Annotated in this window: 9 protein-coding genes; 3 read left to right on the forward strand and 6 right to left on the reverse strand. The window is 74.4% G+C overall.

Features of this window, described 5'->3' with window-relative positions; all coding sequences use genetic code 11:
- Positions 1-18 precede the first annotated feature (18 nt).
- The 5 genes from ACFVT2_RS31010 to ACFVT2_RS31030 form a co-directional block, all read right to left on the reverse strand.
- Complete coding sequence (locus ACFVT2_RS31010) at positions 19-1,038, reverse strand: nucleoside triphosphate pyrophosphohydrolase (RefSeq protein ID WP_390023139.1); 1,020 nt, start codon at positions 1,036-1,038, stop codon at positions 19-21.
- A 164-nt stretch (positions 1,039-1,202) separates the two neighbouring features.
- Positions 1,203-1,844: a SurA N-terminal domain-containing protein gene (locus ACFVT2_RS31015; protein ID WP_390023141.1), complete on the reverse strand. Its 642-nt coding sequence runs from the start codon at positions 1,842-1,844 to the stop codon at positions 1,203-1,205.
- 238 nt (positions 1,845-2,082) lie between these two features.
- Entirely contained in the window at positions 2,083-3,873 is a 1,791-nt protein-coding gene (locus ACFVT2_RS31020) for a protein kinase (protein WP_390023142.1), read from the reverse strand.
- On the reverse strand, positions 3,870-4,532 hold the full coding sequence (locus ACFVT2_RS31025; protein WP_390023145.1) for a hypothetical protein: 663 nt from the start codon (positions 4,530-4,532) through the stop codon (positions 3,870-3,872). Before ACFVT2_RS31025 ends, ACFVT2_RS31020 begins: the two co-directional genes overlap by 4 nt.
- 215 nt (positions 4,533-4,747) lie before the next feature.
- Positions 4,748-6,850, reverse strand: a complete 2,103-nt coding sequence (locus ACFVT2_RS31030) for an N-6 DNA methylase (protein WP_390023169.1) — start codon at positions 6,848-6,850, stop codon at positions 4,748-4,750.
- 290 nt (positions 6,851-7,140) lie between these two features.
- Here ACFVT2_RS31030 and ACFVT2_RS31035 point away from each other — a divergent pair, with 290 nt between their 5' ends.
- Positions 7,141-7,935, forward strand: coding sequence for a DUF4190 domain-containing protein (locus tag ACFVT2_RS31035; RefSeq protein ID WP_390023147.1), 795 nt, complete (start codon positions 7,141-7,143; stop codon positions 7,933-7,935).
- Between the two features lie 116 nt (positions 7,936-8,051).
- On the opposite strand, the gene ACFVT2_RS31040 is transcribed toward ACFVT2_RS31035, so the two are convergent.
- Positions 8,052-8,864, reverse strand: coding sequence for an HNH endonuclease family protein (locus ACFVT2_RS31040; protein ID WP_390023149.1), 813 nt, complete (start codon positions 8,862-8,864; stop codon positions 8,052-8,054).
- Positions 8,865-9,000: 136 nt separating this feature from the next.
- On the opposite strand from ACFVT2_RS31040, the gene ACFVT2_RS31045 reads away from it, so the two are divergent.
- Together ACFVT2_RS31045 and cpt are read left to right on the forward strand one after the other, a co-directional pair.
- Positions 9,001-10,467: a DUF2079 domain-containing protein gene (locus ACFVT2_RS31045; RefSeq protein WP_390023151.1), complete on the forward strand. Its 1,467-nt coding sequence runs from the start codon at positions 9,001-9,003 to the stop codon at positions 10,465-10,467.
- 87 nt (positions 10,468-10,554) lie between these two features.
- Positions 10,555-11,091: a chloramphenicol phosphotransferase CPT gene (gene cpt / locus ACFVT2_RS31050; protein ID WP_390023153.1), complete on the forward strand. Its 537-nt coding sequence runs from the start codon at positions 10,555-10,557 to the stop codon at positions 11,089-11,091.
- Positions 11,092-11,260: the final 169 nt, after the last annotated feature.

Genomic DNA, 11,260 nt, shown 5'->3' on the forward strand with positions numbered 1-11,260 from the left:
ACTTAAGCAGGGCCCTCTTCAGCGGCTTTCAGCCGCCACCACCGCATCCCGATAGGCGCGGGCCGCGGCCCGTAGGGCCGCCTCCGGGTCGACGCCCTCCGACTCGGCGCGGACGGCCAGCGCAAGAAGCTCGTAACCGATCCCGGCTCCCGTCGGCAGCGGCACGTCCAGGCCCGCCGTCCGTGCCCGGGAGGCGAGCTTGGCGGCCAGGGCGAGGCCCGGCTGAGCGAGGGGGACGCCCTCCGTGACGGACTCGCGCTGCTTCTCCTCGGCCTTGGTGCGGAGCCAGTGGGCCTTGACGTCGTCGGGGGTCTCGGCCGGCTCGTCGCCGAAGACGTGCGGGTGGCGGTGGAGCAGCTTCTCGACGATGGTGCCGGCGACGTCGTCGATGGAGAACGGCTCGTCGGGGTCGTCCTGGGCGATGCGGGCGTGGAAGGCGACCTGGAGGAGGACGTCGCCGAGCTCCTCGCGGAGCGCTTCGCGGTCGCCCTCCTCGATGGCCTCGACCAGCTCGTACGCCTCCTCGATGGCGTATTTGGCCAGGTCGCGGTGGGTGCGGATGCTGCTCCACGGGCACGCGGCGCGGATCTGGTCCATGACCTGGACGAGGTCGAGGAGGCGGGCGCCGGGGAGGTCGTAGGAGCCGGGGAGCAGCTCCAGGTCGGGCATGGTCTCGCGGCCGGAGCCGGCCAGCCGGGCCAGTCCGTCGGTGAGGGCGCTCTCGCCGTCGGCGGAGGTGAGGACTACGGCGGTGCGGTCCCCGGGGACGACGTCGTCGACCAGCTCGCGGGCGGTGGGGGCGGCGGTCTCGACCGCGATGCCGGCCTCGCGGAGGTAGGGGAGTTGCGGGTGGTGCGGGTCGGCGCAGAGGACGCGGTCGGCGGACCGCAGGGTCTGCCAGGCGGGCCAGGACAGCAGGCCGGGGGCGACCCGGTGGCTGGTCGTGAGCAGGACCAGGCGGCCGGTGCCGGGGCCCTCGGGGTGGGGCGCGGCGGCGGGACCGGCGGCGGGAGTGGCGTCTGCGGCGTCAGGGGTCACGTAAACGAACGTAACGCACGCCACCGACAGTGCCGGGAGTCCCCCGGTCGGTGCCCCGGGCCGGCGGCCCGGCCCCGGGGAGGGCCGGGGTCCCGGCCGCCTTCCCGGTCCCGGGGAGGGCCGGGCGGCCGGGCCGCCGCCCCGCCCCGGGTAGGGCCCGGTGGCTACGCCTGCTGTGGTTGGGCGGTGGACGGCACGATCCACGGGTCCTTGGTCTCGCCGAGGATGACCTCCTGGTCGTCCCACTTGCCGAAGCGCGGGTTGACGTCGACCCGGAGGGCACGGGAGGTCTTGGACAGCGCCTCGACGAGTTTGCGCTGGCCGTCGGGGCGACCGCGGTCCGCGTTCAGGTGTTCGGCGAGGCCGTCGATGAGGAGCTGGTTGCGGACCACGCCGTCGATCCGGTCGGGGGCGATGCTCTGCTGGAGCCACATCGTCCGCAGTCGGGCGGCGCCGCCGGCCCGGTCCTCCACCGCCGCCCGGCCCTTCTGGATGTCGGCGCGGGTGACCGTCACGCCGGCGTCCGCGGCGGCGCGGGCCAGCACCTCGTCGAAGATCATGCCGTTGAGGGTGGCGAGGCTGAGCCGGCCGGTGTTCGCGACCATCTGCTTGCCTTGCGGGGATGCGGCCTGTGCGGCGCGGACGTCCTTCACCCGGGCCTGGAGTTGGGCGATGGTGATCCGCTTGCCGTCCATGACGGCGGCGGCACCGGGGTGGGCGTCGGTGCCGCAGGCGGTGAGCAACGGGGTCGCGGCCAGCAGAGCGGCGGCGGCGGAAACGGAGAGCGCTGTCCTACGGCGGAACACATGGCCTCCCGGCAGATCGGATCGTGCGACGGAGTGACGACCTAGTACGGAGTGACGACCTGGTACTGAGTGACGACCTGGTTGCGACCTGGCTACGACCTGAATGATCGATGCTAGGGAGTCGGCGTGGCCCGGGCCACTGCTTCGGCCAACGAGCTGCGTCGGGGTCGGTTCCGGCCGGGGGCGGGCGTCCCGCCCGGGTGGCTCACCCGGGCGGCCCGCGCGCCGTCTGCCTGCGTCAACCCTGCATCTGCCCCAGCCAGTACAGGGTCCGGCGGATCTCCGTGGGGAAGGCGTGGTGCGGGCCGTGGAGGCGTTCGGCGTCGTACAGGAGGCGGGAGAGGGTCTCCTTGGCGGCGCCGTGTTCGCCCTGGGCCAGGAGCAGGTGGCCGATGGAGCGGCGGATTTCGAGCGGGCGGACGGGGTCGTCGGCGTAGTGCTCGAAATACGGGAGGAGGGCCCTGTACTCCTCCAGGGCCTGGGCGACCTCGCCGAGTTGTTCCAGGCACTGGGCGGCGTCGTGGTGGAACTGGAGGGCCTGGCGGGTGGCGCCGGCGCCGGACTCCTTGGCGTACTCCTCGGCCAGGATGCGGAGTTCGGGCAGGGCGCGGCGGTACTGGCCGTCGTCCATGAGGGTGGCCGCGTACTGCTTGCGGAGGGTGCGGACGACCGGGGAGTGCGGGCCGTGGCGTTCGGCGGCGGCCGGCAGGATGCCGCCGAGGATGTCCACGGCGCGGGTGATGCGGCCCTGGTCGAGGAGGTGTTTGACCTCGTCGACGGCGGCGGCGACGTCCGGTCCGGCGGGTGCGGAGGCTCGCGGGTCGGCGGCGGGGGTACCGCCCTGCGCATGGGGGTCCCCCCGCTCGAACGGAGTTGAGAGTGGGGGAGGAGCTGAGAGCTTGGGGGAGGCCGCCGGGGTGCCCAGGGAGCTCCAGGGGGCGTTGCCGGCGAGGGAGGCGCGGGGGTCCGGGACGGCCCGGGCGGCCGCGTGCGCCGGGTCGGGGACGCGCGGGGTGGCCAGCACGGTCGGTGTCGGTGCGGGGGGTGCGGCGCCGGTCGCGCGGGTCGGCCAGGGGGCGTGCGGCTGGCGGAACGGGCGGGTGGGGTCCATGGGGGCCAGCGGGGGGTGCGGGGGGTAGCTCCCGCCGCGCAGCGGCGACGTTGAGGGGTGGTGGTCGGGTGACGGGTGGGCTGAGGGGGGCAGGAGGGGGGCGAGGGCCGCGTAGACCTCCTGGGCGTCGGCGGGGCGGGCCCGGGGGTCCTTGCGGAGCAGGTGCAGGACGAGCGCTTCGAGGGCCTCGGGGACGTCGGGGCGGAGCCGGCGGACCGGGACCGGTTCCTCGTGGAGGTGGCGGTGCAGGACGCCCAGCGCGGTGGAGCCGGCGAACGGGACCTCGCCGCTGAGGAGTTCGTGCAGCAGTACCCCGAGGGCGTAGAGGTCGGTGTACGGGCCGACGGCGCCGCCCATGGCTTGTTCGGGTGCCATGTAGGCGGGGCTGCCGATGGGCGAGCCGGTGTGGGTGAGGCGGGTGGTGTCGGTGTCCAGGGCGGAGGCGATGCCCAGGTCGAGGACGATGACGGAGCCGTCCGGCCGGATCATGACGTTGCGGGGCTTGAGGTCCCGGTGGACGATCGGCACCGCGTGCACCGCGGCGAGGACGGCGCACGCCTGGGCGGCGACGGAGACCGCCCAGGGCCAGGGGTACGGGTCGTGCTCGGCGAGGTGGTCGGAGAGGTCGGCGCCGTCGACGTACTGCATGACCAGGTAGAGGTCTTCGTCGTCGCTGCCGGCGTCGTGGACGGTGACGAGTCCGGGGTGGTCGACCTGCGCGGTGACCCGGCACTCGCGGACGAAGCGGCGGCGCATCTCCTCGCCGTCGGGGGTGCCGGCGACCCGGTCGGGGCGGAGCAGCTTGACGCCGACCCGGCGGTCCAGGCGGCGGTCGTAGCCGATCCAGACCTGGCCCATGCCGCCCTGGCCCAGCAGGGCGGAGAGTTCGTAGCGGTCGGCGATGACCCGCCCGTTCACCGGCCCTCCTGGCGGAGGTAGTCGCTGAGTTCGTCGAGTTCGGCGCGGACCTGGTCGATGCGCTGGGGCTGCGGACGGGGGCCGGGTGCCGGATGGGGACTGTCGCCGCGCAGCGGTGTCGTTGTGGGGTGGTGGCCGGGCGCGGGCTGCGGGGGCGGTCCGGTGGCGGTCGTGGCGTACGGGTTGACGGGGGCGGGGCCCATGGTGGGGTAGGGCTGGGTCTCCTGGGCGTGCAGCGAGGGGTGGGGGTGGAGGGGCGGCGGGGCCGGGGCGTAGGGGTGGAAGGGCGGCCCGGCGGGGTAGGTCGGCGGGACCGGCCCGGCGAAGTGGGGGCGCGCGGCGCGGATGTCGACGAAGAGGTAGTACGCGACGACCGCGGCGATCTGGAGCAGCAGGAGGGCGACGCCGAGGTTGGTGCGCCAGTCGGTCTCCGGGAAGCTGACGATGAGCACGCAGGTGCCGAGGAACAGCGCCAGGTCGCCGGCGAAGAGCCACCAGCCCAGTGGTCGGCGCTGCACGATCGCGGCCCGCAGCATCGCGGCCCAGGCCAGGAAGCCCAGGCTGAGCACCGTGGCGGCCACGAAGACCACCCGCAGTGCGAGGACCGTCCCGCGCGCCGGGGGACGGTGCGGCGTCGGGGACGGGACTGGGCCGTGCATCACTGCTCCTGACGGATCGTTCGTGGCCGGGGCCGGGCCGGGTGGCCACGGCGGCCGCGTGCGCCACCGTGGGTCCGTCGGTACGCGCACGTGTTGGCGAGCGTATATACGACGACGAACGCGTGTGCAAGGTTGTACGAATTGCGATGGTTAATCTGCCGGCGCCCTCGGCCGGCCGACCCGGGCCGGTCGGCCGCCCGTCCCGGGTCCGGGGCTCAGTCCGGCGCGACCGAGCCGTCCGTCAGTCCGTCGTGGAGGCCCTGGACCAGTTGTTCGCCGAGCCGGGAGGCCAGCCGCAGGGCGTTCTCGAAGGTGGCCAGGTCGGCGAACCGGCGGCCGTAGCGGCGCTGGTCGGCGAGCGGGAGCCGGGGCAGTTGGAGGCGGCGGACGTCGAGCCGGGTGGCGGTGGAGGCGTAGCTGCTGGCCTGGCGGTTGTTGGCGGTGCCGCGGAGGAATCCGGCCAGGAACCAGGGGTCGAGGGCGACGGTGTCGGGCCGCAGCAGGGTGAGGTTGCGGCCCAGGGCGGCGCCGGCGGTGGTCTCGTCGACGACCCGGGCGGTGGCGCCGCCGCCGAGGACCGGGACGATCACGTCGCCCTCCTGGACGAGGACGGGCTCCTCGGGGGGTGTGCCGGTGGGGGTCTCGGGGAGGGTCCCGGAGGGCGCGAGGCCGCCGATGACGTCGTGGTCGGTGAGGACCGCGGGGGCTGCCCCGCCGGGGGCGGTGGTGCCGGCGCCGCCGGTGCGCAGGACGAGGGCGCCGGAGCGGGCGAGTTCGCCGACGGTGGTCAGCGGCCAGCGGGCGGCGGGCGGTTGGGGGGCGGTGGCGTCCGCGCCGGGGTGCGGGGTGAGTGCGGTGGTGCGGGCCAGGGTCGCGGTGAGGCGGTCGTGGACCCGGGCGAGTTCGGCGGGGCCGCCGGCCGCGGCGGGCGGCGGCAGGTGCCGGGCGGGGGCCAGGTCGACGTCGTCGCCGAGGAGGTCGATGGCGGCCAGGGAGCGCCGTACGCCGGGCACTTCCTCGATGCCGCCGTCGCGGTCGAAGTCCCGCCAGGCGTCCACGGCGGTGGCCCGCACGGTCTGCCAGTCGAACTTGTCGCGGCCGGCGGTGGGGGTCCCGCCCTGCTCGAACGAGGCCGAGGGCTTGGCGGCCGGGGCGGTGTCGACGACGAGCAGGTGCGGGACGGCTGAGGGGTCGCCGGGCTTGCGCAGCACCCACAGGTGCAGCGGGATGTTGTTGGGCGGGGCGGCGCCGGCGGGCAGGGCGATCACCGCGCGCAGTGCGCCGCGGCGCAGCAGGTCGGCGCGGATCCGGCGGCCGGAGCGGCGGGAGGCGGCGGCGGGCGGCATGAGGAGGACGGCGGTGCCGCCGGGGCGCAGCCGGGCCAGGGCGTGCTGGACCCAGGCGAGCTCGGATTCGGTGCGGGCCGGGAAGCCGTACTCCCAGCGGGGGTCGTAGGCGAGTTCGTCGTGGCCCCAGTTGCGTTCGTTGAACGGCGGGTGGAGGAGGACGGCGTCGGCGGCGAGCTGCGGGAAGGCGTCGGCGCGCAGGGTGTCGGCGGCCCGGACGCGGACCTCGGCACCGGGGGCTTCCAGGGCGAGCCGGAGCGCGGTGAGGGCGGCGAGGTCGGGGTCGGCGTCCTGGCCGTGGAGGGTGAGGGGGGCGGCGGAGTGCTCGCGGGCGGCGGCCAGGAGTCCGCCGGCGCCGCAGGCCGGGTCCAGGACGACGCCCAACGGGCCGGCGCCGGCGGCGAGTTCGGCCATCAGGGCGGCCGGCCCGGGCGGGGTGAGGGTGTACTGGCGGGGGTTGGCGTCCAGGTGGCGGCCGAGCAGGAAGCCGTATGCCGCGGCGGCGCCGTCGGTGGTGGCGAGGTCGCCGGCGGCGCGGACCAGGGCGGCGGAGTGGGCGAGCGCCGCGCGGGTCAGGCCGCGCACCGGGTGCTCGGGGCCGAGCCGACCGGTGAGGACGGATTCGAGCATCGCGGGCAGTACGCCGGTCAGTTCGGTGTCGTCGGCGGCGCCGCGGAGTTCGCGCCAGGCGGCCGGTCGTTCGTGGACCAGCAGCAGGACGGCGCCGACCTGGCGGAGCGCGGCGGCGGCTCCGGCGGGGTGGCCGACGAGTTGCTGCCAGACCCGTTCGCGGGCCGGGATCTCGGCGAGTTTGCCCTGGTCGCGGAGCCATTGTTCGACGTCGCGGAGGGCGAAGGCGGGGCTGGTCTCGGTGCCGCCGACGGGTTTGGGGAAGTCGGCGTGGCGGCGCCGCCAGTTGCTGACCGCGGCCCGGCCGACGCCGGCGAGCCGGGCGATGCCGGCGGCGGTCACCTCGGTCGGGCGGCCGTCCGCCCCGCTGTCTGCGCTGGTGTCCGTAGCGCCGTGGCCCGCGCTGTCGTCCGTCGCCTTCTCCGGCACCTGTGTGGCTCCTGTCCTGATGACCCCGTGACCTCAGTGTGACCTCTGTGTCGACGAGCATACCCATGCACTACGAACGAACCCGTTCACGCCGTGAACCACGATGTTTCGTGAATTCGTGTTGACTCGGTTCACAGCCTCTGTTGTTATTGACCCACCGATTCGACAGAACGCAGTCCAGCGCCCGGAAGGGGCCCCTTCGCATGTCCCAGCAGATGCAGTACCAGCCCGTCCCGGAGGGGGCGCCCGGCATGCCGACCCCCGGTCACCACCAGGCGGCCCGCAACGGCCTCGGCGTCACGGCCCTGATCCTCGGCATCATCGGCGCGCTCAGCGGTATCCCGATGATCCTGTTCTGGCTGGCCGGACCGCTCGGTCTGCTGTCGCTGATCTTCGGCTTCGTCGGCCTGAGCCGGGTCAAGAAGGGCCAGGCGACCAACAAGGGCGTGGCGCTGACCGGCACGATCCTCGGCGGCCTCGCCCTGATCCTCGCGATCGTCGGCGTCATCGTCACCGTGCTCGCCGTGAACAAGGCGGTCGACGAGATCAACAAGCAGGTCAACGGGTCGCAGGCGCAGCCCAAGGACGGCAGCAAGAACAACAAGCCCTACGGGCCGGGCGACGCGGCGACCTACCCGGACAAGGGCCTTGAGGTGAGCGTCGCCAAGCTCTCCCCGTACACGGTCGGCGACATCGCCTCCGGCCACACCGCGGGCAACAAGGCGTTCAAGGTCACCGTGCAGATCAAGAACAAGGGCAAGGCCGCCTTCAACCCGGCCCTGACCCAGATCAAGGCCAAGACCGGCACCGACGGCCGCAAGGCGGAGCAGATCATCGACGGCAAGATCGGCATCGGCTTCGACGGCTCCATCGCCCCGGGCGCCACCGCCACCGTGGACGTCGCCTTCGACGCCCCGCCCACCGCCAAGGAGCTCGACGTCGAGGTCGCCCCGGACATCGACCTGCAGGGCGTCCACTGGAAGCTGCCGACCAGCTGACCCGGGCGGCCCGGCCCCGGCCGGCGCCACCCGAAAAGAACGCCGCCGACGGCCCCCGGCCCGGATCCGCGCCCCGCGCGATCCGGGCCGGGGGCCGTCTTCGCGTGAGCCGGCGACTACTTCGCGGTGAAGCGCGCCGGCGCCTCGGTCGGCGTCCCACCGCCCGGCAGCGCCTGCCGCGGGCAGGAGTTGAGCACCTTGGCCATCGCGTCCTTCTCGGCCCGCGTCACCCACAGCCCGTACTTCTTCTTCACCGCCACCTGCCGCGCGACGTACGTACAGCGGTAACCGGGGTACGGGGGCAGCCAGTCCGCCGCGTCCCCGTCGCTCTTGCTGCGGTTGGCCGACGCCTCCACCGCGATGAGGTTCAGAGGATCGTTGGCCAACGCCACCCGCTTGCGCGCCGGCCACTGCCGCGCACCCGTCTGCCACGCGTCCGACAACGCCACCACGTGGTCGATGTCGACGGTGCTGCGGCCGCGCTGATAGCTCAACGACTTCCCCGTGTACGGGTCCTTCGGGAGGGTCCCCGACACCACCACGCACTTCTTCGCGTCCCGGAACGCGGCGCCCCGCAGATCCCGCTTGAGGATGTCGTCGCGAGTACCGCAGCCGTTGCCGTCGGTGTCCGCCCAGGCCGAGCCGAAGCGGTCCCGGGCGTAACCGGTCTTCGTCGCCGGGCGCTTGACGGCCAGGGAGTCCAGCGCGGGCAGCGCGCTGCCCGGCGCCCCCTGCCGCCCACCGCCGTCCGCGGGAACGGACGGGCCCGCCCCCGCGTCCGAACCACTGCCACCCCGGCCGCCGTGGCCGGAGCAGCCGGTGACGGTCAGCAGCGCGGCCAGGGCGGCGGCACCAACGACCCGCGGAACGAAGGGCGAACGGCTCGCGGCGGGGCCGTGGGGGCGGGCGGACGGGGCGGTCCGTATCACGTGGGGGATCCAATCCGAAAAGCGTGGCAACAGGGTTGCGGGACAGGTGAACGAGGAGACGGGCCGGCCGGCGAAGACCGGACCGACCCGCACCCCGATTCGGATATCTTTTCGGAAATCGAGAGTGAGGACGCCCATGGACACGGCCGCAGCGACCGCGGCGGACGGCCGCCCCGGGCCGTCCCCCACCACCGCGTCCGCCCCGGCGACCGCACCCGCCACCCCACCGGCGTCCCGGCTCGCCGCGCTCCGCGCCCCGCGCCTCGACCCGTACTGGACCGCCGGGTTCTTCTTCCTCGCGTTCGCCGTGCTCTCGTCCTGGCGCTACCGCACCCTGTCCACGATCTCCTGGGACCTCGGCATCTTCGAGCAGGCGATCCGCGGCTACGCCCACCTCCAGGCGCCCGTCGTCGACCTCAAAGGCCCCGGCACCAACATCCTCGGCGACCACTTCAGCCCCATCCTGGTGCTGCTCGCCCCCTTCTACCGGCTCCTCCCCTCCCCCCTGACCCTGCTCACCACGCAGGCCGCCCTGTTCGCGCTCTCCGCGATACCCGTCACCCGCGCCGCCGCCCACCACCTGGGCCGCCGACGCGGGCTGGCCCTCGGCCTCGCCTACGGCCTGTCCTGGGGCATCCAGCGGGCCGTCGACTTCGACTTCCACGAAATAGCCTTCGCGGTACCGCTGATCGCCTTCGCCCTCGAAGCGGCACTGCGCGGACGCTGGAACGCAGCGGTGTGCTGGGCCGCACCACTGATCCTGGTCAAGGAGGACCTGGGCGTCACCGCCGCCGCCATCGGGGCGCTCGCCCTGATCCGCACCCGCCGCGCCGGCCCGCTCCCCCTCGCCCTGGTCGCCGTCGGCATCACCGCCACCGCCGTCGTCCTCGGCCTGGTCATCCCCGCCTTCAACGGCTCCGGCTCGTACGACTACTGGAACAAACTCGGCGGCCACGGCAACTCCGCCCCCGCCATACCCCTCGACGTCGCCCTCCGCACCCTGCTGTGGACCCTGCTGCCCACCACCGGCCTGCTCGCCCTCCGCTCCCCCCTGCTCCTCGTGGCCGCACCCACCCTCGGCTGGCGCTTCCTCTCCCACGAACCGCACTACTGGGGCACCGACTGGCACTACAGCGCCGTCCTGATGCCCGTCGTCCTCCTCGCCCTGGTCGACGCCCTGCCGCGCGCCCTCGCCTCCCGACGGCCCTGGCTGCGCTCCTACGCCCACCACCTGCCCGCCGCCGTCCTGGCCGCCGCACTCGCGCTCACCACCACGCTGCCGCTGGCGCGGCTGACCGAGGCCGATACCTACCGCACACCGCCGTCGGTGACCGCCGCCGAGCGACTGCTCGACCGCATACCCGACGGCGCGACCGTGGAGTCCGACATCCGCCCGCTCAGCCACCTCACCGGCCGCACCCGCGTCTACTGGACCGGCGACACCGGCGGCCTGGCCCCCGACTACGTCGCCGCCCAACTCCACGACGACCACACCCCCGAACACACCCTGGCCGACGCCACCGCCCGCCATCCCAGGTCCACCTACGTCCTGATCGGCACCGCCGGGGACGTCGTGGTCCTGCACCGGACGTCGGCCCGGTAACGACCCGGCCGCCCGGACGGCCCGGGATCGGCCGATAGGCCCGGAAACCCTGTGCGCGCCCGCCCCGGGCCCGCCTACGGTGACCCGATGACCACCGACGTCATCGTCCTCAACGGCGGCTCCAGCGCAGGCGTTTCCTCCCTCGCCCGGGCCCTCCAGAACACCCTCCCCCGGCCCTGGCTCACCTTCGGCGTGGACACCTTCGTCGACGCCCTACCACCCGGCCTGACCTCCGCACCGGACGGCCTGACGGTGGCCCCGGACGGCGAGGTCACGGTCGGCCCCGCCTTCCGCCGCCTGGAGTCCGCCTGGTGCCAGGGCATCGCGGCCATCGCCCGCACCGGCACCGGCGTCATCGTCGACGAGGTCTTCCTCGGCGGCGCCAGCGGCCAGGCACGCTGGCGCACCGCCCTCGACGGGCTCGACGTGCTCTGGGTCGGCGTACGGTGCGATCCCGCGATCGCCGCTGCCCGCGAACGGGCTCGCGCCGACCGCGTCCCCGGCATGGCCGCCGCCCAGGCCGACCTGGTGCACCGGGGCGTGCGGTACGACCTGACGGTCGATACCGGGCGCATGGATACGGTCGGGTGCGCGCGGCGGGTGGCCGCCCACGTTGCCGTCTGACGCCGGGTTCCGCCGGTTCCGCCTTCGGCGGAGGTTGGTTGGTGGGCACGCGCATCCGGGTGCAGCTGCTGACCTCGGAGGGTTACCCGCCGCGGCCGCGGCAGTTCATTGACTTGGAGCATCGGTACAGCGACGCCCCGCCCGCGAGGCTCCAGGTGCTCACGCCGCC

This window comes from Streptomyces sp. NPDC058000, from assembly GCF_042886435.1.
GTDB lineage: Bacteria > Actinomycetota > Actinomycetes > Streptomycetales > Streptomycetaceae > Streptomyces.